The organism is Telluria sp. ZB4P37 (genome assembly GCF_059685855.1).
Map to the genome: position 1 here is coordinate 857,892 of NZ_JCASID010000001.1, position 24,486 is coordinate 882,377.

Genomic DNA, 24,486 nt, shown 5'->3' on the forward strand with positions numbered 1-24,486 from the left:
GCTAGGCGGTAGCCAGCGGCATATTGAATGGCGAGGGATCCAGGTATTCCCATTCGAGCTGCTGGGGCGTGTTGCGCACCACTAGGCGCTCGACCTTGAAGTCCCAAAAACGCAAGGTGCCGCCAGTCTGGCCAGCGGGGTCCGGCATATCCCAGTGCAGCGCCACATCGCCCGTCAACTGCAGTAGGCGGTTGCCGGCAAAATCCGGGATGCAGAGGCCTGCACGGGGATTAACCTCGAAGTTGCCGAAGGTGTTGTAGAGACAGTTCCCGGGATAGTCAGGGATCCGCAGGGTGTGCTCATCCAGAATGGTGATGAAGCCGGCTGTCCCGCCGCGGTGGGAGACGTCAGCGCCGTATTCGGGATGGCAGCTGGCTACAAATAGTGTATCGGCCTGCCGCACAATATCCGCGACATCGCCTGCAAGCAGCGCACCATGCGTCGCTGCGGCAGGCAGGCCGCTGCTTCCGACCGCGCGCAGGTTGCGCCGCTGGATGTACTTGGGGCAGTTGGGATAGGCCTCGATCACGCCCACTTCCACGCCGGCCGCGTCGATCGCAGTCAGGCGGCCGTTGACGCGGTAGCGCCGTCGGCTTCCCAACTCAATGAACAACATACCTATGCTCGGGTTCGCGCCGATGTTGGTCCAGAACGGGTCGGTCTGGTCGCGCTCCTGCGCCGGTACTGCCAGGCCGATCGCCTTGCCGGTCTCCGTCTGTGCGAACCCAGGCTGGCCGAAGAGGACGGACGCCCAGACGCCACCACCAGCATCGATGCTCGCAACGACCGCCATGGACTGTTTGCCGATGAAAGGGCGCGCTCCGCCAATGACCGTATCAGTCAACACGGAGATGTTCCGGTCAGCTTGGGCTGTTTCTCCGGCACGTTCCTGGATGACGCGCTCGCCGCGGTGAAACTTGGAATGTTCGCTCATCGATGTCTCCGATCACGATATGAAGTTAGTCGCGTGCACTGCGTGAGTGCGGCAAGAGTATTGCGCCATCTTTTTTCGTATTGACAATCAAGCATAGGCCTTCAATCTCTTGAGGGCAAGGCCGCGCTTTCCGGCACGCGCGCTGCTTGTCTGCTGAACAAGCGCTCCTACCGAAACAATCAATTTCTCCCTGCACTATTTTTCGGCATCTCTTTACCGTCCAGAATGTAACTCATGCCTTGAACGGCTACCCCTCTCAACCGAACCATCCAAACCAGGAGCGCATCATGAAAGCAGCGATCATCATTTTCTCGGATCCAAAAAACGGCGGCGAAGAAGCCCTCGGACGCTTGTTCAACGGCTTGGCCGCAGCCTACGATTTCAAGCAGCGCGGTACAGATGTTGCGATCTACTTCCAGGGCACCGGCACCCGTTGGGCAGGCGTGGTCGGCAACCCGGCCCATCCGGTCCACGCCCTTTACCAAGCGGTTGCCGATACGGTCGCCGGCGTGTCCTGCGGCTGCGCTGATGTCTTCGGCGCTCGGGAAGACGCCGAAAAAAACGGCTTCGACCTGGTGACCGACAACAGCGTGCCCGGTACCTCGGGCCTCCCCAGCATTGCCCAGCTGGCGGCTGACGGGTATTCCATCTACAGCTTCTAGCCCAGAAGGGGCGAGCGGTGCTCGTCCCTGCGCAATGCATGACATGGACGCTAGCGCGTCCGATCAGGAGGTATGCATGGAATACGGAAGGAACAGGGCCGGCGGCGGTGACAGCTGTGAGCCGAAACTAGAGGCAGGCACCGGACTACCCGGCTCACAGCAGCAGATTGAGACGCTGGCGCAATGCTGGCACGATGCGCGCTCAACCGGCTTGCCGCTGTCGGTGCTTCACCTGCATCTTGGACGCATGCAGGAAATCGGCCAAGTCTTTGGTGACGAGATCGCGGACGAACTCCTGCGCCAGGCTATCGTCCGGCTCGGGGTTAGTCTACCTTCGCACAGTGTCCTGGCACGACTCAGTGACGATACCTTGAGCCTGATTCTGCGCGGCAGCGCTGTGGACGATGCGGCCGCGTACGCCGAAGCCTTGTGCCACCTCATGGATCGTCCGTTTGCCGTCGCGGGGATGGCTATCTGCATCCATGTCAGCGGCGGGCTGGCCGGTGATGCCGACGATGTCGTCTCTCCGGCGGCGCTTTGCCGCCGGGCCAACGCCGCCTTGGCCCAGGCCAAGCCGGGCGGCAGGCGAGTTGCCGTGTATGGCAACGCCCAGCAGCGCATGCAAGCAAGCCGACTGGCACTGATGGGCGATCTGTTCGGCGCGGTCGAACGCGATGAACTGCGCTTGTACTGCCAACCGAAAATCGATCTGCGAACTGGCCGGATCGCCGGTGCTGAAACGCTGGTGCGCTGGGCCCATCCAAGGCTGGGCCTGATTCCCGCAGCGCAGTTTATCGCGCTGGCGGAGCAAAGCGGAATGATCGGCCGCGTGACCAACTGGGTGCTGAACGCGACGCTGGGCTTCCTGCGCGGCTGGCAGGCTTATCCCGACGTGCAGACGCTCGCGGTCAATCTCTCGGCGCACGACATTCGTCATCCGGCGATGGCGCAACGCGTCCAGAACCAGCTCGACGCCTGGGGCGTTCGTCCTGAGCTACTCCAGTTCGAGCTCACGGAAAGCACGTTGGTGGAAGACCCGGCCGCGGCATTGGCGACGCTGACCCGCCTGAAGGATTGCGGCGTGGAGATCATGATCGACGACTACGGGACCGGCTACGCAAGTCTGAGCTATTTGCGGCAGTTCCCAATGGACGGCATCAAGATCGATCAGTCCTTTATTACGCCGATTCTCGGCGATATGGAAGCGGCAGCCATTGTACGGTCGACCATTGCCCTCGGTCACGCGCTGGGACGGAAAGTGGTTGCGGAAGGGGTGGAGTGCCAGAACGTATCGGACTGCCTCGCCGAGCAAGGCTGCGACCTGGCGCAGGGCTATTTGTTCAGCATGCCCATGCCTATCGAAGACCTGCCGGACTGGCAAGTCGCCCAAAAAGCTCAGCCTGCCATGTAAGTCAATGTAGCTGCGACGGGTCCAGCTACATTCGGAAGCAAAAAAAGGCAACTTCAGAACACAAGTGGGTTACATCGCTTTGATGTAATGCATCTACGCCATTGATGTGAACGGCAAACCGCCATTCATTTATCACCAACGTTCAATCGAAAGAGCACAAGTTCACCTGCTTTGCTGTCCCGTCACTATCGACTTCGGTTGGTTGCGCCCGAATCCACAATTACCGCGTCTACCTGCTTAATTCGTACAAAGAAATTGTGAAACCTGTGGCATACCGGCCTGGCTGCGACGCAGGCAGCCCGCCTGCGTGCCAACCCTAGAGCTGCGCCAACGGCAGCTTGCCCCCATCCGGATCGGCGTCGAGCACCTTGATCAGCCGTTCCAGGTCCTGCTCCATCCGCCCCAGCGTAGCCGGGTCGAGGCTGGCCAGCGCGTCGGGCAGGACGCCGGCGAATGGCAGCGGCGCATTGCGCAGCACCTCGGCGCCGGGCGGCAGTACCCGCAGCGCCACGCTGCGGCGGTCGGCGCCTTCCCGGGCGGTCGCCACGTAGCCGCGTTCGACCAGCGAGCGCACCAGGTTGCTGGCGGTGGATTGGTGGATGTCTAGTTCGCGCGCCAGACCGCCGGCGCCGATGCCGGGCTGGCGTTCGATCACCGACAGCGCCCATAGCTGGGCGCCGCCGAGGCCGGCTTCGCGCTCGACCTGGCGGAAATGGGTCTTCACGGCATTGAAGACGATGCGGAACTGGCGCAGCACGCGCATGGAGCTGCCGTCGTCGGCAGGCGGGTGGGAATGGTCGGGCGTCGGTGGTGTCATGCCGCCATCTTAGCGGAAACGCAATGGCCACACCGGAGCGGCCCCGCCGTTTGCGCGCGAGTAACGTGGCGCGGTGGGCACCGACTTGCGCTAGCATGGGTTCATGAATCGGCTGCTGGCAAAACCGCTCTTGCTGCGCCGGCATATGGTGTCGCGCGCCGCCGTGGCAACCTTCCTGGCTGGGCTTGCGCTGACGGGTCTCCTGTTTGGCGTGGCACGCCAACTGGAGGCCGACATCGCGCGCGCCGATTTCAGCCAGCGCACCGCCGTGCGCACCGCCGCCGTCACGCGCGCGTTCGCCGAAGCCGTCTCCGACCTGCGCTCGCTGAACCTGCTGTTCGTGGCCAACGGCGGCGAGGTGTCGCGCGATGCCTTCGATGCCTTTGCCCAGCCGCTGGCGGCGCGCAACGGCTACCTGCTGGCCCTCGAATACCACCGCTTCGTGAGCGGCGCGCAGCGCCCCGCCTTCGAGGCCGAGCGGGCCCGCACCTGGCAGGGCTTCGCCATCCGCGAACGCGGGCCGAATGGCCTGATCCCGGCTGCGCCGCGTCCGCGCTACCTGGTTGCCGACTACATCGTCCCGATCGCCTTTAACGCCCCGGTGTATGGCTTCGATGCCTGGTCCAATCCGCAGCAGCGCAGCTTCACCCAGCAGGCGATCGATACCGGCCTGCCGACTTCCAGCCCATTGCTGCGCCTGGTGCAGGGCGACGGCAACCTGCGCGGCGTGCTGGTGACGATGCCGGTTTACCGCGCCGGCGCCGAACACTATACGGTCGAGGGGCGGCGCGCCGCGGTGCTTGGCTGCACCACGGTGGTGCTCGACGCCGCGGTGCTGGTCGGCGCCAGCCTGCAGGCGGCGCGCCTGCTGACCATGGGCGACTACACGCTCACGCTGCATGGATACACCGCCGATGGGCGGCGGGTGGCGGTGTTCCGTCATCCGGGCGCACCAAAACCGCTGTCCCTGTTCGAGCGCTGGTTCGGCGGCGGCCCGGTGACCATCACCCGCAGCATCGAGATGGCCGGCGCGCGCTGGGAGGTCGAGGCGCAGCGCCTGACGCGGCGCCTCGACACCCAGGCCGGCTCGCTGTCCATCCTCGGCTACGGCCTGTTCCTCAGCTTCGCGACAGGCTGGCTGGTCCACCAGCGCGCCACGCGCACGCGCCGCATCGAATCTCTGGTCGAGCGGCGCACCGCCGACCTGGCCACCACCGCCGGTGCGCTGCGCCTGCACCAGCGCGCCATCGAGGCCGCGGCCAACCCGATCCTGTTGATCAGCGCGACCCATCCCGACTATCCGATCGAATACGCCAACCCGGCCTGCGAGCGCACCCTCGGCTATGAAGAGGGCGCCCTGGTGGGCCTGCCGGTGGGCATGCTGGCGCGCCAGGACAACGACGAGCCGGGACTGGAAGAATTGCGCCAGGCCCTGGACGCGCGCCGCAAGGCCCATGCGCTGGTGCGGCACGCCACGCGCGATGGGCGCGAGCTGGTGAGCGAGGTCTACCTGGCGCCGGTCAACGACGGGCATGGCTTTACCGAGCATTTCGTGGTGACCACCTATGACGTCACCGTGGCCAAGCGCTACGAGGCCGAGCTGGCGCACCGCGCGCGCTACGACACGCTCACCGGGCTGGCCAACCGCGCGCTGCTGTCCGACCGCATCGAGCGGGCGATCGCGGTGGCGAACGGCGGCCCGGTGTGGACGGTGGCACTCGACATCGACCATTTCAAGCTGATCAACGACACCCTCGGACGCCGGCTCGGCGACGAAGCGCTGCGCGCGATCGCCGGCCGCATCGCCGGCGTCACGCGCCAGGCCGACACCGCGGCGCGCACCGGCGGCGACGACTTCATGCTGGTGCTGTGCGGCTGCCTGGACGAGCGCCAGGCCGCGACCCAGGTGCAGGCGGTGCGCGACGCCATCGCCGAGCCGCTGCCGATCCAGGGCCACACGCTGGTGTTCGGTTCCAGCGCCGGCGTGGCCGGCTACCCGGTCGATGGCAAGGACCCGGAAACCCTGGTCAAGCATGCCGAGGTGGCGATGTACCGCGCCAAGGATATCGGCCGCAACGGGGTGCAGTTCTACGCCCCGCACATGAACGCGCACGCCACCGACCGCCTGGCCCTGGAAGGCGCCCTGCGCTTAGCGCTGCGCAAGGACCAGTTCGAGCTCTACTTCCAGCCGCAGGTGGACCTGGTCAGCGGGCGGGTGGTGGGCACCGAGGCGCTGATCCGCTGGCGCCACCCCAAGCTGGGCACGGTGCGCCCCGACCGCTTCATCGCGCTGGCCGAGGAGACCGGCCTGATCGTGCCGATCGGCGCCTGGGTCCTGCGCACGGCCTGCCGCCAGAACCAGGACTGGCAGCGCGCCGGCTTTGGCCCGCTGCGCGTGGGCGTGAACCTGTCGGCGCGCCAGTTTTCCGAGCCCGACCTGGTGCAGACCGTGCGCCAGGTGCTGGACGAAACCGGGCTGTCGGCCGACTCGCTCGAGATCGAACTGACCGAGAGCATGATGATGGCCAACGTCGAATCGGCGATCGAGACCATGCGCTGCCTGAAGGCCATGGGCGTGACCCTGTCGATCGACGATTTCGGCACGGGTTACTCCAGCCTGGCCTACCTCAAGCGCTTTCCGGTGGACGTGCTCAAGATCGACCAGTCGTTTGTCCGCGACATCGTCGGCAGCCCGGACGGCGCGGCCATGGTCGACGCCATCATCTCGCTCGCCCACGGGCTGCGCATGCACGTGATTGCGGAAGGCGTCGAAACCCTCGCCCAGCTCGACTACCTGCGCGGCTGCGGCTGCGACGAGGTGCAGGGCTACATCTATGGCCGCCCGGGCCGGGTGGAAGACGTCGAGCCGCTGCTGCGCATGGGGCGGATGGAGCCGACCCCCGAGCACGCCTGAGCAGTCCGCCGCGCGCCGGGGGCCTCCGGGCGCAGAGCGCGAGCCCAGCACGCAATCCCCACCGTCGTTTTGACTCTGGTCAGCTATACTTGCCGCAGACGCAATGCGCAACGCGCACCACCCGTAACAGGCAGCAAGGATTCATATAGTGGACCAGGAAGACAAGACCGAGATCAAGCACGACACCGGCAACACGCCGCGTGCACGGCTCAAGCAGCATGGACAGCGCCTGTTCGAGGGCGCGGGGCAACGGGCCCGGAGCAGCATGTCGATGGCCCGGGCGCGGCTGCGCGACCGGCCACTGGTCGAACAAGTGCTGCTGGTCGGGCTGTGGGCGCTCGCCGCCGGCCTCTCCGCCTTCTTCATCTACCTGCTGGTCCTGATCCCGCTCACCCCCGGCATCGACGACCTGCACCAGGCCCGCACCGCGCGCCCGAGCATCATCCTGTCCGCCGACGGCAAGGAGCTCGGCACCTTTGAAAAGGGCCTGCAGGAACGGGTCAAGCTGTCGCAGGTCTCGCCGCACGTGGTCAAGGCCCTGATCTCGACCGAGGACCACCGCTTCTACGAGCACCATGGCGTGGACTTCCGGCGCATCGGTGGCGCGCTGCTGGCCACCGTCAAGGGCGATGCGCAGGGCGGCTCGACCATTACGCAGCAGCTGGCGCGCAACATGTTCCCCGAAGAGATCGGGCGGGCACGCAGCATCAACCGCAAGATGAAAGAGCTGATCACCGCGATCAAGATCGAGAACACCTACAGCAAGACCGAAATCCTCGAGGCCTACCTCAACACCGTGCCCTTTCTGTACAACGCTTACGGCATCGAGATGGCGGCGCGCACCTATTTCGCCAAGCCGGCGCTGCGCCTGGACGTGCTCGAATCGGCGACCCTGGTGGGCATGCTCAAGGGGACCCACTACTACAACCCGGTGGCCAATCCCGAGCGCTCGAAGACCCGGCGCAACGTGGTGCTGTCGCAGATGGCCCGGCATGGCGCCTTCAGCGAAGAGCGCTACCGCGCGCTGGCGAAGCGTCCCTTGCGGGTGCGCTTCGCGCGCCTGAGCGACCGCAGCGGCAAGGATAATCACTTCACCGCCCACGTACGCAAGTGGCTGCAGGAGTGGGCCGACGAGAACGACTATGACCTGCAGCTCGACGGGCTGGTGGTGCACACCACGCTCGACCAGGGCTTGCAGGAAGCGGCGCAGCGCGCCGTCGAGCGCCAGTCCAACACGCTGCAGGCAGTGGCCGACGTCGAATGGGCGTCGTCGAACCTGCCGCGCTCCACGTCGAGCGGCATGTACGCCGCGATGCGCGGCGACGTCAATCCCTTCGCGTATTACTGGAATTCGCACCCGCGCGAGCTCGATGCCTTCGTGCGCGAATCCGGAGACTACCGCCGCGCGGTGGAAGACGGCGAAGCGCCTGACGCCGCACTCAAGCGCCTGAAAGGCGACCGCAGCTTCATGGCCGAGCTGAAGGCGGCCAAGTCGCGCCTGGAAGCGGGTTTCGTCGCGATGGACCCGGGTACCGGCGAAGTGCGCGCCTGGATCGGCAGCCGCAGCTTCGAGCGCGACCAGTTCGACCACGTGGTGCAGGCCTCGCGCCAGCCGGGCTCCACCTTCAAGCCGATCGTCTATGCCGCCGCGCTGGAGCGTGGCATCTCGCCCGACCAGACCTATCGCGACGCGGTGCAGGACATCCGCGTCGGCCCCGGCAAAGCCTGGCGCCCGACCGACATGAACGGCAGCACCGGCGCCATGATGACCATGCGCGACGGCCTGGTGTTTTCCAAGAATACGATCACGGCGCAGGTGATGCAGGAAGTCGGCTTGAGCCCGATCGTGAGCCTGGCCAAGGGCATGGGCATCCGCCAGAGCAAACTGGCGCAGGTGCCCTCGCTGGCGCTGGGCACCAGCCCGGTGACCCTGCTGGAAATGGTCAGCACCTACAGCACCATCGCGGCCCAGGGCGAATACCGCAAGCCGGTGTTCGTGCGCCGCATCACCGACCGCGAAGGCAAGTTGATTGCCGATTTCGTGCCTGATGCGCCCGAGCGCGCGCTGTCGCAGGCATCGGCCCTGAACCTGATCGACATGCTGCGCGGCGTCGTCAACCGCGGCACCGGCGGCGGCGTGCGCTACCGCTTCGGCCTGTACGGCGACGTGGCCGGAAAGACCGGCACCACCCAGAACAATACCGACGGCTGGTTCATCCTGATGCACCCGAACCTGGTGGCCGGCGCCTGGGTGGGCTTCAACGACAACCGCGTGACCATGCGCAGCAGCTATTGGGGGCAGGGCGGCCACAACGCGCTGCTGCTGGTCGGCGACTTCATGCGCGGCGCGATTGAGACCGGCAAGCTCGACCCGAATGCGCTGCTGCCGGGCGCGCGCGCGCCGGCCCCGCGCCAGATGGAAGTCCCGAGCGAGGAAATCGAGGAAGGACCGGGCGATTTGCAGTTCGAGGAGGTCGAGGATCCTGCCCAGGAAGGGCCGCCGGAATCGCAGATCGAGACCGACGAGCCGGAGGTCGAGGAGGTGCAGCCGCCGCCGATGCCGGAAGTGATCCCGGTACAGCCGCCTCCGCCGACGGGCGAGGATGAGATTATTTGATCTGCGACCGTTGTTAAATCAGGCTCCGGCCTTCGCCGGAGCCTTCGTTCCCCGCGTTTTGCTACCGTTTCATGCTACCCCGCAGTAACGGATACGGATTGACCGCCCCTTCCGTCCCGTACACTCCGTAATGCAAATGCGGCGGCGTCGCCGCCGCATTCCCCGTATTGCCCACAAACCCCAGCACGCGTCCTTCCTCCACCCGCATCCCGGCCGCCACGTCCGAAAAGCGGTCGAGGTGGGCGTAGTAATGCCGCTGGCCGCCCGGCCCCAGCAACCACACCACCTGGCCGCCCAAACGGTTGGTGCCGACGCGCAGCACGATGCCCTCGGTGGCGGCGCGCACCGGCGTGCCGCGCCTGGAGAAGATATCGATACCCTCGTGCCGGCGCCCGTTGCCGCGCTCGGCGTGCCAGGTATCGCGCAAGCCCTTGGGACGTACGCCCTCGACCGGCATGGCCAGCGTCGACGGCGCCGGCATCGAGGCCAGGCGCATGGCGTACAGCCCGTGGCGCAGCCAGGGATCGAGCAGGCCCCAGGCGGCGATCAGGAGGGCGGCGATGAGCAGGCTGCGCAGGAAGGTTCGCATGGGTCGCGCCATGACAGGAATACGCAACAGCTGGGGGCGAAAGCCCGGATTGACAGGGTCAGGCGGAATCGAACGTCGGCAGGGCCGATAGGGCCTGGGGCCGGCTCTCCTGCGGCGCGCCCGGCGCTTCGGCCGCACCCGGCGGGGAGCTGAGGGTGAAGGTGCCGACGCTCTATCCGCTGACGGCCGAACGCGTATGGATGCCGTAGACCTCGACGCCTTCGTGGGTGGTAGGGCGCAGCACGCCGCTGCCCGCATGCAGGGTGGCCGCGCGCATCTCGGGATGCATCTGCTTGCCGCTGGAGTTGGCGCCATGGCGGTTGCGGGCGAAGGTCACGCCTCTATTCAAACCGGGCTCCTTTCGGATGGACCGGCGCCGGGCGCGCGTGCCGGACTCAACAGGCGGCTCAAGGGAGGGGCAGGTAGCAGGCGGCGCGCGGGAACAGCCGCACCGGGTACGCTGCTACCGGGGCAGGCCGTCCGGACCAGGTGCATCAACGGCGTTTCAGGTGCTCACGGACCTTGTCGGCAACCGGCCCGACCTGTTTGACGGCATCTATCAGCTGCTCCTTGCTCACGCCCAGTGCTTCGGTCCAATAGCGTACTTCCCATTCTTCGTGCACGTTGATGCGGCTGCGGTCTTGCGAACCGGCTTTTTGCAGATTGTCGGACATGTTGACTCCTGTTGACGAGTTCGATTCAACTTTGGCACCGGTACAAACCATGGTCAGTTAGGCATTTCACCTTTCGCAAGATTTCTTATGCGCAGCACCGCCAGGACGAGATCCGCAGCAGCTGGCGGCGCGCGCTGGGCCACGCGCAGCGCAGGAACGCTATTGCCGCGAGGCCGCGGACAAGCGCGAGGAGTCGGGATGACACGCGCACTGACGGCAGGGCGGTGCCGGGGGGACTGGCTGGGTGGGAGGGTTTTGAGGTACGCTTGCCATATCGGCATTATTGAGGAGTCCCCCATGACCTACGACACCGCCCAGCCGGAACGCAGCGCGATTGACGCACTGCCCGGCACCACCGTCCTCGATTTCGGGACCAACTGGTGCGGCTATTGCCGCGCCGCCGAGCCGCTGATCGACGGGGCCCTGCGCTCGGGCTCAGTGCGCCATGTGAAGGTCGAGGACGGCCCGGGGCGCGCTCTCGGGCGCTCCTTCCGCGTCAAGCTGTGGCCGACCGTGATCGTGCTGAAAGACGGCCAGGAAGTCGCGCGCGTGGTGCGCCCGGTCTCCAGCGACGAAGTGCGCGTGGCCCTGGCCCAGGCCGGTGCCGCATGACGCTTGCTGCAACCCACCTCCCGGCCAACAAGCCGCGCACCGTCCTGTTTGCCAGCCTGATCGGCACCACCATCGAGTTCTACGACTTCTATATCTATGCCACCGCCGCGGTGCTGGTGTTCCCGCGGCTGTTCTTCCCGGCGGCCGACCCGGCCGCCGCTACCCTGCAATCGCTGGCGACCTTCGCCATCGCCTTTTTCGCGCGCCCGGTCGGCTCGGCCGTGTTCGGCCATTTCGGCGACCGGGTCGGGCGCAAGGCCACCCTGGTGGCCGCGCTCCTCACCATGGGTATCTCGACGGTCTTGATTGGTCTGCTGCCGACCTATGCGTCGATCGGCACCGCGGCGCCCCTGCTGCTGGCGCTGTGCCGCTTTGGCCAGGGCCTGGGCCTGGGCGGCGAGTGGGGCGGGGCGGTGCTGCTGGCCACCGAGAACGCGCCGCCATCCAAGCGCGCCTGGTACGGCATGTTCCCGCAGCTGGGTGCGCCGATCGGCTTCTTTCTGTCGGGCGGTACCTTCCTGCTGCTGGGCCAGGTAATGAGCGACGTTGAATTCTTCAGCTATGGATGGCGCATTCCTTTTCTTGCCAGCGCCCTGCTCGTGATCGTCGGCCTCTACGTGCGCCTGAAGATCACCGAGACACCGGATTTCCAGAAGGTGATCGACCGTGGCGAACGGGTCAAGGTGCCGGTGCTCGCCGTGTTGCAAGACCATCGCCGCGCCCTGGTTCTGGGCACCATCATTGCGGTGTGCACCTTCGTGGTGTTCTACCTGATGACGGTGTTCGCCCTGAGTTGGGGCACGATGAAGCTGGGTTTCTCGCGCCAGCAATTCCTGACCTTGCAGCTGGTGGCAGTGGTGTTCTTCGGCCTTACCATCCCGCCCTCGGCGCTGCTGGCCGACCGTTACGGCCGGCGCGCGGCCATGATCCTGGTGAGCGCGGCGATCGCCCTGTTCGGCCTGCTGTTCGGTCCGCTGTTCGGCGCCGGCACGCTGCTGTCGGTGGGCGCCTTCATGATCATCGGGATGTGCCTGGTCGGCTTCACCTATGGGCCGCTGGGCACGCTGCTGGCCGAAATGTTCCCGCCCGAAGTGCGCTATACCGGCGCTTCGCTCACCTTCAATCTCGCCGGCATCCTGGGCGCATCGCTGGCGCCCTATGTGGCGACCTGGCTGGCGACCAACTACGGGCTGGCGTATGTCGGCTACTACCTGTCGGGCGCGGCGCTATTGAGCCTGTGTGCGCTGCTGGCGATCGGGAAAGGCAGCCGCGGCAGCGGCGTGCAAGAGAAGATGGCCTGAAGTAAATACTGCTTGCCAATGTGCATATATCTGCACCAGAATGTTTGGCTCGTACTTACATTCCGGGACTCACGTGCAGCAGGCAAATAACAGGCAGGCAGATGCCGTCCAGATCGCAGATCTCGAACGCGACGCGCTGCAGGCCGGTGCGCGCGGCGAGCACCAGCGCGCGAACCGCTTGTGGGAAAGCATCCTGGCCAAGGCGCCCGACCATCCGCGCGCGCTGCGCTCGCTGTCGCACGCGGCTTTCCAGGCCGGACACCAGGCCCAGGCGCGGGCTCTGCTCGAACGCCTGGTCAGCGTCGACGGGCGCGACGTCCAGCAGTGGCTGAACCTGGCCGTGGTCTGCCTGGCGATGCAGGACGATGCCGGCGAAGAAGCCGCGATCCGCGGCGCCCTGACGGTCGATCCCTACGACCTGGTCGCGCTGCTGATGCGCAGCCGCCTCTACATCCGCCAGGGCAAGCGCCAGGCCGCGGCCTCGGCCTGCGCCGCGGTGGCCGCGGTAACGCCGCCCCTGCAGTCGCTGGCGCCCGACCTGCAGCCGGCCGTGCGCGAAGCGCTGGCCTGGCACGAAGCCTATAGCCGCGAATTCGGCAGCTACCTGGACGATTTCCTGGCGCCCCAGCTCAAGGAGATGAAAGGGGAAGACTTGCGGCGCTTCCGCGATTCGCTCGACATCATGGTAGGGCGCAAGCGCCGCTACGACTCTCAGCCGGCGCTGTTCCATTTCCAGGGCCTGGCCCCGGTCAGCTTCTTCGAACGCGCCGACTTTCCCTGGCTGGATGCCTTCGAGGCTGCGACCAGCGAGGTCCGCGATGAATGCTTGAACGTGATGGGTTCGGAAGAGGGCTTCTCGCCCTATATCAATTATGGCGACGACCAGCCGCTGGCCCAGTGGGCGGAACTGAACCGCTCTCCAAGCTGGAATGCCTTCCGCCTGATCGACAACGGCGAGGCGGTGGCCGGCAATGCCGGGCGCTGCCCACGCACGATGGCGCTGCTCGCCGGCGCGCCGCAGCCGGACCAGCCGGGCCGCACGCCGAGCGCAATGTTTTCGGTATTAAAGCCGCGCACGAAAATCCCGCCGCATACCGGCGTGAGCAACGTGCGGCTGGTGACCCACCTGCCGCTGATCGTGCCGCCTGGCTGCGGCTTCCGGGTCGGGAACGACACGCGCGCGTGGGAAGAGGGCAAGGCCTGGGTATTCGACGACACCATCGAGCACGAAGCCTGGAACGACAGCGACCAGCTGCGGGTCGTGCTGATCTTCGACATCTGGCATCCAGGGCTGTCGCCGGCCGAGCGGGCGATGATCACGGCCATGAGCGCCGGCATCAACGCGTTCACGCAGACGGCTGGCGGCTTTCAGCTGTAAATCAATGCGTCAGAACGAATAGACCATCGTCAGCGAGGTCTGGGTATCCAGGTTCTTCTTGCCCGCCGGGACGCTGCTGTCGTTGCGGGCGCTGAATCCCGCCTTCAACTGCATGGTCGAATTGATCTTGGTGCTGAGCGAGGTCTCGGCCACCGAGTGGGTGTTCGAGGTGCCTTTTTCGACGCTCACGCTCTGGGCGAAATAGGCCGAGGGGCTGACGCGCCAGCGGAACTGGGCCGCGCCGCGCACCGTCAGGCCGCTTTCGTCCTCGCCGGTGGCGCGCTCGCCCGCGAAATAGCCCGGGCCGATCTCGACGTCGAGCGATTTGTCGCCGGTATTGAACCAGTTCGAGCCGTGACCCACCGACACCGACGAATAGCGGGTATAGGCGCCGAAGCGGTCGTTCACGTGCGAACCGAGAAAGAAGGCGCGCCTGCCTTCGCCGAGAAGCTTGAGCGAAGCCTTGGCCGAAGCCGCGAAGCGCTCGGCCGACTTGCTCTTTTCGATATTGCCCTCGTCGTCCTCGTATTCGTCTTCCTTGAAGAAGCCGCTGACCACGAATTCATGGCTCCAGGCGGCGGTCTCGTGGCGGGCGTCGATCTTGCCCGTGATCGAGGTGCCGCTGGTGTTGCCGGACGTGGTGATCGCGCCCAGTTCGGCGGAGGTGAACCAGCCGCCTTCGGGGATCTCGGGCAGCGCCACGCGCAAGGGGGCGTGGACGTTGCCGACCACCGGCAGGTCGGGCCCGGCCCGGGCCGCGCCGTGGACGGCGCACAGGACCAGCGCAAGGGCGAAGGTCCGGTTTATCGCAAGGGATTTGAATGATTTCATGAGCATCGTTTGCCACGGGGGCGCTTGCAGGATGCGCGATATTGTATCCCAATGGCAGCGCGAAACGATGCTTTCCGACACAATTGGCACTAGGTACCGATATAGACGATCTTGAAAGTGAACAGTGCGGCAATCCCCCACACCACCGGCGCCACTTCGCGCGCCCGGCCCGTCAGCAGCTTGAGCACCGCGTAGGTGATGAAACCGAAAGCGATGCCTTCCGCGATCGAAAAGGTGAAGGGCATGACCAGCGCAGTGACCGCGGCCGGAATGCTCTCGGTGGAGTCGCTCCAGTCGACATCGCCCAGGTCGCCCAGCATCAGGCAGGCCACGAACAGCAGGGCCGGCGCGGTGGCATAGGGCGGCACCACGCCCGCCAGCGGCGCAATGAACAGGCAGGCCAGGAACAGCACCGCCACCGTGACGGCAGTCAGGCCGGTGCGCCCGCCGGCCTGCACGCCCGAGGCGCTTTCCAGGTAGGCGGTGGTGCTCGAGGTGCCCAGCAGGCTGCCGGCCACGATGGCGCCGCTGTCGGCCAGCAGTGCCTTGTTGAGGCGATCCATCTTGCCCTCGACCAGCAGGCCGGCGCGGCGCGCCACGCCCATCAGCGTGCCGGTGGCGTCGAACAGTTCCACCAGGAAGAACACCAGCACCACGTTCAGGATGCCGGCGGACAGGGCGCCGGGGATGTCGAGCTTGAGCAGGGTCGGGTCGATCGGGGGCGGCGCCGAGAAGATGCCCTGGTAGGTATTCCCGCCGAAGAAGAAGGACAGCACCGTCACCAGCACGATGCCGACCAGGATCGCGCCTTTCACGCGCAGGCGGTCGAGCGCCACGATGGCGAAGAAGCCGATTACCGCCATGATGGACTCGGGCTTGTGCAGGTCGCCGGCTTTGACCAGGGTGGCCGGGCTGGCCACCACGATCCCGGCATTCTTCAGCGCGATCAAGGCCAGGAACATGCCCAGGCCGACCGTGATGGCCACGCGCATCGAGCGCGGGATGCCATTGACAATCATGCCGCGCAGTCCCAGCACCGAGACCAGGATGAACAGGCAGCCCGAGATGAAGACCGCGCCCAGCGCCGCCTGCCAGGCGATGCCCATGCCCAGCACCACGGCATAGGCGAAATAGGCGTTCAGGCCCATGCCCGGCGCCATCGCGATCGGGTAGTTGGCGTACAGGCCCATGACGGCGGTGCCGAGCGCCGCCACCAGGCAGGTGGCCACGAACACGGCTTCCTTGGGCATGCCGGCGTCGCCGAGGATCGAGGGGTTGACGAAAATGATGTAGACCATCGTCAGGAAGGTCGTCAGCCCGGCCAGCAGTTCGGTGCGCACGTCGGTGCCGCTCTGCGTGAGCTTGAAGAATTTATCGAGCATTGTGGTGGCTCCATGCTTGTTTTGCCTGAAGCATAACACCGCGCTGAACAGGTGCCCGTGCGCCTGGGCGGCATCCGCGGCATCCGACGGCGTGCTGCATGCGATGCCGATGCGCTAACATGGCGGTTCATTCATTACCGACCTGCCGCCATGCCAAAGAATAAGCGCCCGCTGCCCCGTACTTCGAACAATCCGCGCGAGGAGGATGCCGGCTCCCAGGCCAACGAGCTGGCCGAGCTGGCGCTCGCCATCGCCGAGCAGGAAGAGTTCCCGGGCCCGGGTGGCGACGGCGAGCGCGAGGCAGAACTGGTGGCATTGGTGCGCAAGCTGCTGCGCAAGAAGCGCGACGAGGTCCTGTACGAAGCGATCGAGCAGGCCCGCTATACCGATCCCGAAGCCTGCCGCCTGCTGCGCGGGCGCATCGAGGAAGAAGCCGCCACCCTGCGCCTGCGCCGCGACGACGGGAGCGACTACGAGATCGACGCCTTCCTGGTGCCGCTGTTCGTGCGCAGCCAAGGCGGACTGGTGGCGCAGGAAACCTTCCAGGATTCCACTGCCTTCGAGGAGCTCTCCGCCAGCTTCCATGCGGCAGGGCTGGAAGGCAAGGACGCGAAACTGGTGCTGATCCAGCATGCCTACGACCTGGCCGAGATCGACCACATCGCGTTTTCGACCCTGCACGAGATGCTGCGCGAAGCCGCCGCCTCGCTGCTGGACAAGAAGCTGCAGCCGGCGCCGGCCATCGAGGCCAGCATCCGCGGCTGGACCGGCGAGCGCTTCGCGCCCGACGAGTCGGCGATGGAACTGCGCTTCCTGCTGGGCTTTTCGCTCAAGCGCGCGAACGACCCCTTCCATGCGGTGCCCCGCGACGAAGCCGCGGCCGACGCCTGGTACGCCGCGCGTGCCGAACGCTACCGCGCCTGGACCCTCCAGGTGGCGCCCGCGCTGCGCCGCTGCCTGTCGCACGACCCTGAGCGCGTGCATGTCGATTTCCTCTACCAGGACCTGTTCTACGGCGCAAAGGAGCAGGGCGTGGCCGAGCTGACCACCCTGGGCACGCTGTCGGAAGTGGCGCGCACGCTCGTCGCCAAGGAGCTGGAAGCCGATCAGGTGCATGCGGCGGTGGCACCGATCGACGCCGGCGAGCATATCGTGCTGCGGGTGAACCTGTACGCCCTCGATGGCGGCACGCCCTGGGGCAGCGTGGAGGTGCCGGTCGACCTGGCCGCGGACCTGGGCGCGGAAATGGACAACCTGTGCGATGCGCTGCTGTCGCTCGGCCTGGAAGGGGTGTCGGTGGCCACCGGCTTCAGCCCCGACGGCCATGCCGAGGGCGCCGAACCGTATCGCGACGATTGATACCGGCGGTGGCCGGAAGGCCTCCTTTTTCCTACAGCCTTCCTGTCGGGTAAGCCAGGGCGGCGCCGGGTGTGGCAGCAAGACCGGCTTCCGAATGAAAACGGACGCGAAATGGTCTTTGCGGAAGTCAGATCAGGGAAGCTTATCGCTAGGGCTGAGTAAAAAATTTGACAACTTTTCGTAGTTGAACTTCCTGTTTTGCTGTAGGAACGCCCCTACACGGGCCTGCTCATCAGTAAGCTCCCCCCTATGAGGGACGCCCGTCCCGTCCGGTTGCAATATTTCCCAGTGCAAATATTGCAATGCATAAATCGAAATATTAGAAAATTTGCATGTTACGATCGTCGGGTACGGTCGGCTCCATGCTCGGCCGGAGACTGGCATCGAGAGAGAAAATCTGCCAGGCATGACCAACAAATAGATAGCGCCAACTAGGCGAAAAGGAAATGAATATGCCGACCCTGATCGTGTTTTGCCACCTCCGTTGGGACTTCGTCTTTCAGCGTCCGCAGCACCTGATGACCCGTTTGGCGGAACACTACGACATCGTGTTTGTCGAGGAACCGGTATATAGCGAAGGCCAGGCCTTCCTCAAGAAGACGGCCGTGGCACCGAACATCACCGTGTGCCAGCCGCATACCGCGATCCACGCACCGGGCTTCCACGACGACCAGATCCCGACCCTGCAGAACCTGCTGGCCGAGCTCGTCCCCGACGGCGAACAGCCGATCGTCTGGTTCTACACCCCGATGGCGCTGCCGCTGCTGCAGGGGCTGAACCCGTCCAAGATCGTCTATGACTGCATGGACGAACTGGCGATGTTCAAGAATTCGCCGAAACAGCTGCTGCAGCGCGAAAGCGCGCTGCTGAACATGGCCGACGTCGTCTTCACCGGCGGCCCGAGCCTGTACCAGTCCAAGCGCGACCGCCACGCCAACGCCCACTGCTTCTCGAGCAGCGTCGACGCCAAGCACTTCCGCCAGGCCCAGAACCGCGACATCTCGCATCCTGACCAGGCCCACATTCCGGGCCCGCGCCTCGGTTTCTACGGCGTGATCGACGAGCGCTTCGACGTCGACCTGGTATCAAACATGGCAGATGCCCATCCGGAATGGCAGATCGTGCTGGTCGGCCCGGTCGTGAAGATCGACCCGGCGACGCTGCCGAAGCAGCCGAACGTCCACTACATGGGCCAGCGTACCTATGACCAGCTGCCGCAGTTCCTGGCCGGCTGGGACGTCTGCCTGCTGCCGTTCGCAATGAACGATTCGACCAAGTTCATCAGCCCGACCAAGGTGCTCGAATACATGGCGGCCGAGCTGCCGTCGGTCTCGACCCCGATCACCGATGTGGTGGTGCCGTACGGCGACGTGGTGGCCATTGCCGACACTGCGGAGCAGTACATCGCCGCCTGCGAACGCCAGCTGTCGATGAGCGAGGCCGAGCGCCAGGCCATGGCCAAGCGCATGCGCGAAGTCGTGGCCGGCACCTCCTGGGACCGTACCGCAACCAAGATGCACGAGCTGATCACCAGCGCCGTCCCGAACACCGCGGCCCAGCGCCTGGGCGCGGGCAAGGCCGATGTCGCGGTCCCGGAACTGGCCACGGCCAAGGCCAGCGCGATGCCGATCGCGAAGACCGCCTGATGCAGGCGAACGGCCACACAGCGTAAGCGGCCAGCGGGTTGGAAAACCCGCTGGCTGGCGACTGCACGGCGGCGGACCCTTCGGGGTACCGCCGCCGTGTCTTTTTGCGCCGGCGTTTCGTGGGTTGAAAAAAACGGCGGCAGGTCCGGTGGGATCCTGCCGCTGGTCTGGCGACTCCCCGCGCGTCACACGGGGATCGATCGGTTGAACCTAACGATTGCTGCGGCGCCCGCCGCCGCCGTTGCCGCCGCCGGCATTGTTCCCGCCGCTCTGGCTGTTGCCGCCCTGGGCGCCGCCGCGGCTGCCGCTCTGCGAATTGCCGCTCTGCGAATTCGCGCCTGGCGCGCGGCCGCCGGCCGGCGCCACTTCACGCTGCTTCTGTTCGTCCATCGAGGCGAACCCGCGCTTGCCCTTGCCTTGATTGTTCGATGCCATGATCGTCTCCTTTACCTGATGACAAAGTTGGTTGGATCCCTGCCGGTGCCCGTCGCGTCTTGCGAGGGGCGTGTTCCGGAAAAGGTGAGTCCATCTTATGGTAGCGGCCTCGACAGGTGAATAGGAGTGGCCAGCCCAGCCGTGTAGGATCGTTCCGGCGCATGCATGCGGGCTCAATGGCGAACGAAACTGGCGCCGGCAGGCATTGGCGGCCAGCCTCCGGCCGGGTCGCCCGCATCGGCCACGCGCACCATCGACAGCGGGTGCGCGAACTGGATCTGCTGGTGCTGGAAGGCGCGGTAGATCCCCAGCAGGATCTCCTGCTGCGCATCCATGTGCAGGATGTAGTCCGGGCTGCGGAAGTGGTAGACAACCTCGAAATCGAGGGACCAGTCGCCGTAGCGGAAAAAATGGGCGCGCTCGAAGCCGACATCGCTGCGCGCCGCGATGATGCCGCGCACGATGCCGGGAATCGCCGTGACCCGTTCTTCGCAGGTGCCGTAGGCCACGCGCAGGATGAAGGCCACGCGGCGCGACGCGTCGATGCGCGTCACGGTACGGCGCGACAGGTCGTCCAGGTGGCGCAGTGCCAGCACCCGGATCACATACATCGCCCCGTGGTCCCGACGCACACACCCAGCGCCAGCATCCAGCTTTCGAGCTCGCTATTGTTCAGCAAATACTCCATCCTGCACTCCCCTTGCCGCATGCCGCCAGCGTCCAGTGTGCGGCGCAGGCAGCGCGGGGCGCGCACAGTTGACAGCCAGGCACATGCGTCGATACATTGGCCCATCGGCACGCAGGCAGATCCTCGCGGCCCCGACCGGCGGCATCGCAGCCGTCCCCAACGGCATCAGCCCATGGCCAAGCACACTCTTTCCTGTGGCACCCTGGTCGTCAACCCTCAGCGCAAGCTGCTGCTATGCCACGTCACGCACACGCCGAAATGGGATATCCCGAAAGGCATGCTGGACCCGGGCGAAACCGAGCTGGAGGCGGCGATGCGCGAGCTGCGCGAGGAGTCCTCCCTGGTGTTCGATGCGGCGCGCTTCCGTGACCTCGGGCCCTTCGCCTACCGGCGCGACAAGGGCCTGCACCTGTTCATGGTGGAGTGCGGCCCCGGGCTCGAGCGCCTAACGCACCTGCATTGCAGCACCACCTTCCCGCACTACGTGACAGGCAGGCCCACGCCCGAGATGGACGGCTACCGCTGGGCGGCGCGCGAAGAGCTGCGGGGCCTGTGCTGGCCGCGCATGGGCGAGGTGCTAATCAGGATCGCCTGGTAGGAACAGGATTGGGGAGCGGCCTTGCGCCACCGGTTAGCGAATGCCGCTAGTATGGGCGCCCTGTGATCGCCGTGAACGCATCCAGCGGCGCTCCTGCCGCAACCTGTACTGGAGGAAGAACAATGACTAGTCAACTGCCCGCCACCGGCCATGAAGTGGCCGACATCATGCGCGGCATCTACGGCGACGGCATCATCGCCTGCCGCGGCGCCTTCGAGCGCGGCCTGATCGACGAACTGGGCGCCGATATCGACCTGCTGTTCCGCGAGGCCCAGGCCCGGCCCGGCGGGGCGCTCAACCGCGGCCCGAACCGGTTCTATGTCGAAGTACACCCGGAGCGGCTGCGCGGCTTCGTGACGATCGCCAGCCACCCCTGGGTGGTGGCCGTGTGCAGCGCCGTGCTCGGGCCGGACTACCGGCTGGTAGAAGTCGGCTTCGACGTGCCCGGCCCGGGCGCCATGCACCAGCCCTGGCACCGCGACTTCGCCTCGCCGCCGGAAACCGCGCGTGGCCGGCGCCTGAGTTCGCTCGCATTCAACATCACCACCGTCGACGTCACCGAAGACATGGGGCCGTTCGAGATCGCCCCCGGCACCCAATGGGACCTGTTCGGCGGAGACCCGATGTTCCCCGATCCTTCGCTGTGGCCGCGCTACGATGCGCTTGCCGAGCGCAAGATGCCGAAGATGGGCGACATCTCCGCGCGCTCGGCCCTGACCATCCACCGCGGCACGGCCAACCAGTCGAACCGTTCGCGCCCGGTGCTGGTGGTCGGCGCCGACGCGCCCGATGCGACCAATGCCATCCGCCACGACCTGCAGATGTCGCGCGCTTTTTACGACAGCCTGCCGCCGCAGGTGCGCGAGCACCTGAGCTGCCGGGTGGTGGAACGGCTCGAGCCGATCCAGCAGGCCCATACGATCGAGGGCCTGAAGATGGGCGTGACGATGGGGTAAACCGCCCGGGAGCCCGGGCGGGCGGGTTCAGGGCTTTTCGGGGACCTGCTGGGAGGGGACGGGGGTCTTGAGGGCGTCCGGCAGCGAATCGGCAATGCCGTTTGCCGGCGCCTGGCCGACGCGGCGCGCCTCGTCGGAATGCTGGTCGAGGCTGACTTCTTCGGCGACGTCGAAGCGGCCGTCCTCGAAGCCTTCTTCGCCCGGCAGCAGGTTATCGGAGCGTTGCGCCTGCCCGCCGCCGGCGACCGGATTGGTGTCCTGCCGGGTGTCCTGCCCGGGTTCCTGTTTGCGTTGTGGTTGGTTCGGTGTGGCCATGCTGATCTCCTGTCGGCGGTTTTCCATGGCCCATTATCGCGCCGCACCCCTGGCGCGGGCGCACGCTAGCCCTGCCCATCCTTGCGCCGCTCCTTCTGCGGCAGGTTCTTTTCCAGGATCGCCCACAGGATCAGGCCGTAGGCCAGCAGGCGCACCAGGTAATGCAGCGGCGAATCCTCGCCGGTTTCGTTCAGCACCGCGGAATAAATCCGGTGCAGGCCCTCGATGAAGAACGACAGCGCGAAATACATGAAGAAGCGGTCGCCCGAGCTGCGCCAGAAGCGCAGGAAGAACAGGGCGATGGTCAGCGAGGCCATCGAGATCGCGCCATACATCATCTGGCTCATCGGCTTACTCCTTCTCGTAGATCAGGCCGTACAACAGCAGCAGGCAGGCCACCAGGGCGCTGACCAGGCGCAGCGGCATGAAGTCGATATCCGGGAAGACGATCTTGTCGAATATCAGGAACAGGTTGTTGAAGGTCATCACCGCGAAACAGGAGCCGCTCCAGAACAGGAGGCGGTGTCGGGTGCGGCGGTAGCTGGCGAACAGCAGCCAGGTACAGGCCAGCGAGGTCAGCATGCACAACGTATAGATGAGTGCGCCCATTAGGGTTCCTTGCGCAAGCGGAAAGCATCGGCGAACTGCTGCGCCTTGCGGTCGAGGGTGGAGTGGATCAGGTGGGTGATGTCGACCAGGTGCCGGGCGTACAGCTCGGCCAGCAGGTCGATGCGTTCGCGCATCAATTCGGTCGATGGCGCGTAGCAATACGTATGCGCGCGGTTGGCCGGGTCGGGCGAGGCACAGGGACGCGCCATCAAGGCGCGGCACAGTTCGTCGAGCAGGGCCAGGGCCGTGCGCTCGCTGATATACAGCCGGGACGCGAGCATCTCCCCGGTCCATTGCTGGCCGGGATCAGCGCGCAGCAGCAGCAGCGCTTCCAGGAAGGGCACGGAGGGCACGCTCGTCAGGACGAACCGGCGCAAGTCCTCGGGGATGGGTGGACGGTCCATTCGGGTCGATCGGAATTTCCCAAAAGGAAGCTTTAAAAGAAAACGAGGATTCTAGATCATTCTTCGTGGAAAGGCATTCAATCGTGCGCACGGTCACGGAGGCAGCGCAAACAGCTGTTTGAGCCCGATCAAAGACAAGCGGCTACAATGCGGCTTGTTCCCATGTCATTTGCTCACCATGCTTCGTTCTTTCCTGGCACGCCTGGGCCTTGCGGCGGCCTTGCTGTTCTCCGGCGCCGTCCATGCCGCCGGCTGCCCTTCGCATTACCTCGACGGCCGTCCGCCCGAAATCCGCAACCCGAAACTGGCGGTCGACACGCGCGAGCTGTGTTACGACGTGTTCGGCGTCATGCATTCCGGCGTGACCCGCACCGCACTGTGGTCGGCCGAGTTCCTGCGCGCCGACAACCTGGAAGCGGCCCAAGGGTTAGAGCGCGACAATGCCTTCCACGCCGAGCCGCGCCTGCCGCGCAGCCAGCGCGCCGAGCTCTCCGATTACGCACGCAGCGGCCTCGATCGCGGCCACCTGGCGCCGAACGGCGACATGCCCGATCGCCGCGCCCAGCGCGAAAGCTTTTCGCTGGCGAACATGGTGCCGCAAGACCGCAACCACAACCGCCATATCTGGGCCCCGATCGAAGGCGCGGTGCGCAAGATGGCGAAGAAGGAAGGCGCCCTGTACGTGATTACCGGCCCGGCTTTCCTGGGCACGAATTTGCGCAAGGTCGGCAACGTGCTGGTGCCGAGCCACCTCTACAAGGTGGTGTACAGCCCGCGCCAGAAAGCGGCCGCCGCCTGGTTCGTCGAGAACCGGGGCGACGCCCCGATCCACGCCATTCCGGTGGCCGAGCTCGAGCGCATCGTCGGCATCGAGCTGCTGCCCTCGCTGACGCGGCAGCAGAAGGAACGCATGCTGGCCTTGCCCAAGATCCGCCAGCGCAAGAACCGACATTGAATCCTGGAGGCGCCATGACCCGCAAGAAGAGCTTTACCCCGTATGCCAACGAAGCCGACGTGCTGGAGATCGGCGACCTGATGCTTGAGAACCGCGTCGACCGCATCACGGTGTCGGGCGACGTCGACCTGACCGCCGACAAACAGGGCTTGCAGGACGCTAGAATCCTGCATGAAACCCTGGGTGCCATCGTCGCCGCGCTCGAGGCGCGCGAGCTGCCCGACCGGCTGCCGCCGCCGGAGGTCAAGACCGTCGCCAACCCCTTCAACTGAGGCCGCGCGGGTCGGACACAAGGCCGCGTCTTCCCTGCGTCGGCGGCCTTTTTCCGGCTCATCATTCCAGCAGTCAAGGGTGTGCAGGTCTCACGCCGATTCGGGTAATCTCGTTCGCTCTCATCCA

The 24,486-nt window shown here is 65.8% G+C and carries 26 protein-coding genes; 13 read left to right on the top strand and 13 right to left on the bottom strand.

The genetic code is table 11. The features are described 5' to 3' along the window. Nucleotide 1: 1 nt before the first annotated feature. Complete coding sequence (locus AC56K1_RS04065) at nt 2-934, bottom strand: pyridoxamine 5'-phosphate oxidase family protein (RefSeq protein WP_497156550.1); 933 nt, start codon at nt 932-934, stop codon at nt 2-4. A gap of 287 nt (nt 935-1,221) precedes the next feature. Here AC56K1_RS04065 and AC56K1_RS04070 point away from each other — a divergent pair, with 287 nt between their 5' ends. Both AC56K1_RS04070 and AC56K1_RS04075 read left to right on the top strand, forming a co-directional pair. Further along, entirely contained in the window at nt 1,222-1,596 is a 375-nt protein-coding gene (locus AC56K1_RS04070) for a DsrE family protein (RefSeq protein WP_497156551.1), read from the top strand. A gap of 76 nt (nt 1,597-1,672) precedes the next feature. Next, nucleotides 1,673-3,007: a putative bifunctional diguanylate cyclase/phosphodiesterase gene (locus tag AC56K1_RS04075; protein ID WP_497156552.1), complete on the top strand. Its 1,335-nt coding sequence runs from the start codon at nt 1,673-1,675 to the stop codon at nt 3,005-3,007. Nucleotides 3,008-3,323: 316 nt separating this feature from the next. Here the strand turns inward: AC56K1_RS04075 and AC56K1_RS04080 are convergent, their stop codons facing one another. Then, nucleotides 3,324-3,824, bottom strand: coding sequence for a MarR family winged helix-turn-helix transcriptional regulator (locus AC56K1_RS04080; protein ID WP_497156553.1), 501 nt, complete (start codon nt 3,822-3,824; stop codon nt 3,324-3,326). 103 nt (nt 3,825-3,927) lie between these two features. On the opposite strand from AC56K1_RS04080, the gene AC56K1_RS04085 reads away from it, so the two are divergent. Together AC56K1_RS04085 and AC56K1_RS04090 are read left to right on the top strand one after the other, a co-directional pair. After that, nucleotides 3,928-6,738: a bifunctional diguanylate cyclase/phosphodiesterase gene (locus tag AC56K1_RS04085; RefSeq protein ID WP_497156554.1), complete on the top strand. Its 2,811-nt coding sequence runs from the start codon at nt 3,928-3,930 to the stop codon at nt 6,736-6,738. A 148-nt stretch (nt 6,739-6,886) separates the two neighbouring features. Next, nucleotides 6,887-9,355 (top strand): penicillin-binding protein 1A, encoded by a 2,469-nt coding sequence (locus tag AC56K1_RS04090; RefSeq protein ID WP_497156555.1) that lies wholly within the window; start codon nt 6,887-6,889, stop codon nt 9,353-9,355. Between the two features lie 61 nt (nt 9,356-9,416). On the opposite strand, the gene AC56K1_RS04095 is transcribed toward AC56K1_RS04090, so the two are convergent. The 3 genes from AC56K1_RS04095 to AC56K1_RS04105 form a co-directional block, all read right to left on the bottom strand. Then, nucleotides 9,417-9,956: a M23 family metallopeptidase gene (locus AC56K1_RS04095; RefSeq protein ID WP_497156556.1), complete on the bottom strand. Its 540-nt coding sequence runs from the start codon at nt 9,954-9,956 to the stop codon at nt 9,417-9,419. 160 nt (nt 9,957-10,116) lie between these two features. Further along, nucleotides 10,117-10,293: a hypothetical protein gene (locus tag AC56K1_RS04100; protein ID WP_497156557.1), complete on the bottom strand. Its 177-nt coding sequence runs from the start codon at nt 10,291-10,293 to the stop codon at nt 10,117-10,119. Nucleotides 10,294-10,438: 145 nt separating this feature from the next. Next, complete coding sequence (locus AC56K1_RS04105; protein ID WP_497156558.1) at nt 10,439-10,618, bottom strand: DUF3606 domain-containing protein; 180 nt, start codon at nt 10,616-10,618, stop codon at nt 10,439-10,441. A gap of 297 nt (nt 10,619-10,915) precedes the next feature. Here AC56K1_RS04105 and AC56K1_RS04110 point away from each other — a divergent pair, with 297 nt between their 5' ends. The 3 genes from AC56K1_RS04110 to AC56K1_RS04120 all read left to right on the top strand — a co-directional run bounded on the left by AC56K1_RS04110 (nt 10,916) and on the right by AC56K1_RS04120 (nt 13,909). After that, entirely contained in the window at nt 10,916-11,230 is a 315-nt protein-coding gene (locus AC56K1_RS04110) for a thioredoxin family protein (RefSeq protein ID WP_497156559.1), read from the top strand. Then, complete coding sequence (locus AC56K1_RS04115) at nt 11,227-12,531, top strand: MFS transporter (RefSeq protein WP_497156560.1); 1,305 nt, start codon at nt 11,227-11,229, stop codon at nt 12,529-12,531. The genes AC56K1_RS04110 and AC56K1_RS04115 overlap by 4 nt, the downstream gene beginning before the upstream one ends. A 73-nt stretch (nt 12,532-12,604) precedes the next feature. Continuing rightward, nucleotides 12,605-13,909, top strand: coding sequence for an aspartyl/asparaginyl beta-hydroxylase domain-containing protein (locus AC56K1_RS04120; RefSeq protein WP_497156561.1), 1,305 nt, complete (start codon nt 12,605-12,607; stop codon nt 13,907-13,909). 9 nt (nt 13,910-13,918) lie between these two features. Here AC56K1_RS04120 and AC56K1_RS04125 read toward each other — a convergent pair whose 3' ends face one another. Together AC56K1_RS04125 and AC56K1_RS04130 are read right to left on the bottom strand one after the other, a co-directional pair. Then, on the bottom strand, nt 13,919-14,740 hold the full coding sequence (locus tag AC56K1_RS04125; RefSeq protein ID WP_497156562.1) for a DUF481 domain-containing protein: 822 nt from the start codon (nt 14,738-14,740) through the stop codon (nt 13,919-13,921). Nucleotides 14,741-14,829: 89 nt separating this feature from the next. After that, nucleotides 14,830-16,122: an NCS2 family permease gene (locus AC56K1_RS04130; RefSeq protein WP_497156563.1), complete on the bottom strand. Its 1,293-nt coding sequence runs from the start codon at nt 16,120-16,122 to the stop codon at nt 14,830-14,832. A gap of 150 nt (nt 16,123-16,272) precedes the next feature. Between AC56K1_RS04130 and AC56K1_RS04135 the strand changes: the two genes are divergently transcribed. Both AC56K1_RS04135 and AC56K1_RS04140 read left to right on the top strand, forming a co-directional pair. Continuing rightward, complete coding sequence (locus AC56K1_RS04135; protein ID WP_497156564.1) at nt 16,273-17,481, top strand: hypothetical protein; 1,209 nt, start codon at nt 16,273-16,275, stop codon at nt 17,479-17,481. A 452-nt stretch (nt 17,482-17,933) separates the two neighbouring features. Then, entirely contained in the window at nt 17,934-19,127 is a 1,194-nt protein-coding gene (locus tag AC56K1_RS04140) for a glycosyltransferase (RefSeq protein ID WP_497156565.1), read from the top strand. A 210-nt stretch (nt 19,128-19,337) separates the two neighbouring features. Here AC56K1_RS04140 and AC56K1_RS04145 read toward each other — a convergent pair whose 3' ends face one another. Both AC56K1_RS04145 and AC56K1_RS04150 read right to left on the bottom strand, forming a co-directional pair. Next, nucleotides 19,338-19,562 (bottom strand): KGG domain-containing protein, encoded by a 225-nt coding sequence (locus AC56K1_RS04145; protein ID WP_497156566.1) that lies wholly within the window; start codon nt 19,560-19,562, stop codon nt 19,338-19,340. A gap of 173 nt (nt 19,563-19,735) precedes the next feature. Beyond that, nucleotides 19,736-20,194 (bottom strand): hypothetical protein, encoded by a 459-nt coding sequence (locus AC56K1_RS04150; RefSeq protein ID WP_497156567.1) that lies wholly within the window; start codon nt 20,192-20,194, stop codon nt 19,736-19,738. 228 nt (nt 20,195-20,422) lie between these two features. On the opposite strand from AC56K1_RS04150, the gene AC56K1_RS04155 reads away from it, so the two are divergent. Together AC56K1_RS04155 and AC56K1_RS04160 are read left to right on the top strand one after the other, a co-directional pair. Next, nucleotides 20,423-20,848: an NUDIX hydrolase gene (locus AC56K1_RS04155; RefSeq protein WP_497156568.1), complete on the top strand. Its 426-nt coding sequence runs from the start codon at nt 20,423-20,425 to the stop codon at nt 20,846-20,848. 122 nt (nt 20,849-20,970) lie between these two features. Beyond that, entirely contained in the window at nt 20,971-21,804 is an 834-nt protein-coding gene (locus tag AC56K1_RS04160) for a phytanoyl-CoA dioxygenase family protein (RefSeq protein WP_497156569.1), read from the top strand. A gap of 27 nt (nt 21,805-21,831) precedes the next feature. Here the strand turns inward: AC56K1_RS04160 and AC56K1_RS04165 are convergent, their stop codons facing one another. From AC56K1_RS04165 to AC56K1_RS04180, 4 genes are all read right to left on the bottom strand, one after another. Beyond that, nucleotides 21,832-22,119 carry a hypothetical protein gene (locus AC56K1_RS04165; RefSeq protein WP_497156570.1) on the bottom strand — a complete coding sequence of 96 codons (288 nt, stop codon included), beginning with the start codon at nt 22,117-22,119 and terminating at the stop codon, nt 21,832-21,834. A 65-nt stretch (nt 22,120-22,184) separates the two neighbouring features. Next, nucleotides 22,185-22,466 carry a DUF5985 family protein gene (locus AC56K1_RS04170; RefSeq protein WP_497156571.1) on the bottom strand — a complete coding sequence of 94 codons (282 nt, stop codon included), beginning with the start codon at nt 22,464-22,466 and terminating at the stop codon, nt 22,185-22,187. A gap of 4 nt (nt 22,467-22,470) precedes the next feature. Further along, nucleotides 22,471-22,728, bottom strand: coding sequence for a DUF5985 family protein (locus AC56K1_RS04175; RefSeq protein WP_497156572.1), 258 nt, complete (start codon nt 22,726-22,728; stop codon nt 22,471-22,473). After that, a complete protein-coding gene (locus AC56K1_RS04180) occupies nt 22,728-23,132 on the bottom strand; it encodes a hypothetical protein (protein ID WP_497156573.1) in 405 nt (134 codons plus the stop codon). The genes AC56K1_RS04175 and AC56K1_RS04180 overlap by 1 nt, the downstream gene beginning before the upstream one ends. Before the next feature lie 178 nt (nt 23,133-23,310). Between AC56K1_RS04180 and AC56K1_RS04185 the strand changes: the two genes are divergently transcribed. Further along, nucleotides 23,311-24,087 carry a DNA/RNA non-specific endonuclease gene (locus tag AC56K1_RS04185; protein ID WP_497156574.1) on the top strand — a complete coding sequence of 259 codons (777 nt, stop codon included), beginning with the start codon at nt 23,311-23,313 and terminating at the stop codon, nt 24,085-24,087. 14 nt (nt 24,088-24,101) lie between these two features. Continuing rightward, complete coding sequence (locus tag AC56K1_RS04190; protein WP_497156575.1) at nt 24,102-24,359, top strand: hypothetical protein; 258 nt, start codon at nt 24,102-24,104, stop codon at nt 24,357-24,359. Nucleotides 24,360-24,486: the final 127 nt, after the last annotated feature.

Coding starts and splice junctions, on each gene's coding strand:
- AC56K1_RS04155 (WP_497156568.1), top strand. CDS start 20,423: ATGGCCAAGCACACTCTTTCCTGTGGCACCCTGGTCGTCAACCCTCAG.
- AC56K1_RS04175 (WP_497156572.1), bottom strand. CDS start 22,728: ATGGGCGCACTCATCTATACGTTGTGCATGCTGACCTCGCTGGCCTGT.
- AC56K1_RS04145 (WP_497156566.1), bottom strand. CDS start 19,562: ATGGCATCGAACAATCAAGGCAAGGGCAAGCGCGGGTTCGCCTCGATG.
- AC56K1_RS04160 (WP_497156569.1), top strand. CDS start 20,971: ATGACTAGTCAACTGCCCGCCACCGGCCATGAAGTGGCCGACATCATG.
- AC56K1_RS04105 (WP_497156558.1), bottom strand. CDS start 10,618: ATGTCCGACAATCTGCAAAAAGCCGGTTCGCAAGACCGCAGCCGCATC.
- AC56K1_RS04125 (WP_497156562.1), bottom strand. CDS start 14,740: ATGAAATCATTCAAATCCCTTGCGATAAACCGGACCTTCGCCCTTGCG.
- AC56K1_RS04065 (WP_497156550.1), bottom strand. CDS start 934: ATGAGCGAACATTCCAAGTTTCACCGCGGCGAGCGCGTCATCCAGGAA.
- AC56K1_RS04110 (WP_497156559.1), top strand. CDS start 10,916: ATGACCTACGACACCGCCCAGCCGGAACGCAGCGCGATTGACGCACTG.
- AC56K1_RS04170 (WP_497156571.1), bottom strand. CDS start 22,466: ATGAGCCAGATGATGTATGGCGCGATCTCGATGGCCTCGCTGACCATC.
- AC56K1_RS04185 (WP_497156574.1), top strand. CDS start 23,311: ATGCTTCGTTCTTTCCTGGCACGCCTGGGCCTTGCGGCGGCCTTGCTG.
- AC56K1_RS04080 (WP_497156553.1), bottom strand. CDS start 3,824: ATGACACCACCGACGCCCGACCATTCCCACCCGCCTGCCGACGACGGC.
- AC56K1_RS04115 (WP_497156560.1), top strand. CDS start 11,227: ATGACGCTTGCTGCAACCCACCTCCCGGCCAACAAGCCGCGCACCGTC.
- AC56K1_RS04190 (WP_497156575.1), top strand. CDS start 24,102: ATGACCCGCAAGAAGAGCTTTACCCCGTATGCCAACGAAGCCGACGTG.
- AC56K1_RS04130 (WP_497156563.1), bottom strand. CDS start 16,122: ATGCTCGATAAATTCTTCAAGCTCACGCAGAGCGGCACCGACGTGCGC.
- AC56K1_RS04180 (WP_497156573.1), bottom strand. CDS start 23,132: ATGGACCGTCCACCCATCCCCGAGGACTTGCGCCGGTTCGTCCTGACG.
- AC56K1_RS04140 (WP_497156565.1), top strand. CDS start 17,934: ATGCCGACCCTGATCGTGTTTTGCCACCTCCGTTGGGACTTCGTCTTT.
- AC56K1_RS04085 (WP_497156554.1), top strand. CDS start 3,928: ATGAATCGGCTGCTGGCAAAACCGCTCTTGCTGCGCCGGCATATGGTG.
- AC56K1_RS04095 (WP_497156556.1), bottom strand. CDS start 9,956: ATGGCGCGACCCATGCGAACCTTCCTGCGCAGCCTGCTCATCGCCGCC.
- AC56K1_RS04075 (WP_497156552.1), top strand. CDS start 1,673: ATGGAATACGGAAGGAACAGGGCCGGCGGCGGTGACAGCTGTGAGCCG.
- AC56K1_RS04135 (WP_497156564.1), top strand. CDS start 16,273: ATGCCAAAGAATAAGCGCCCGCTGCCCCGTACTTCGAACAATCCGCGC.
- AC56K1_RS04070 (WP_497156551.1), top strand. CDS start 1,222: ATGAAAGCAGCGATCATCATTTTCTCGGATCCAAAAAACGGCGGCGAA.
- AC56K1_RS04165 (WP_497156570.1), bottom strand. CDS start 22,119: ATGGCCACACCGAACCAACCACAACGCAAACAGGAACCCGGGCAGGAC.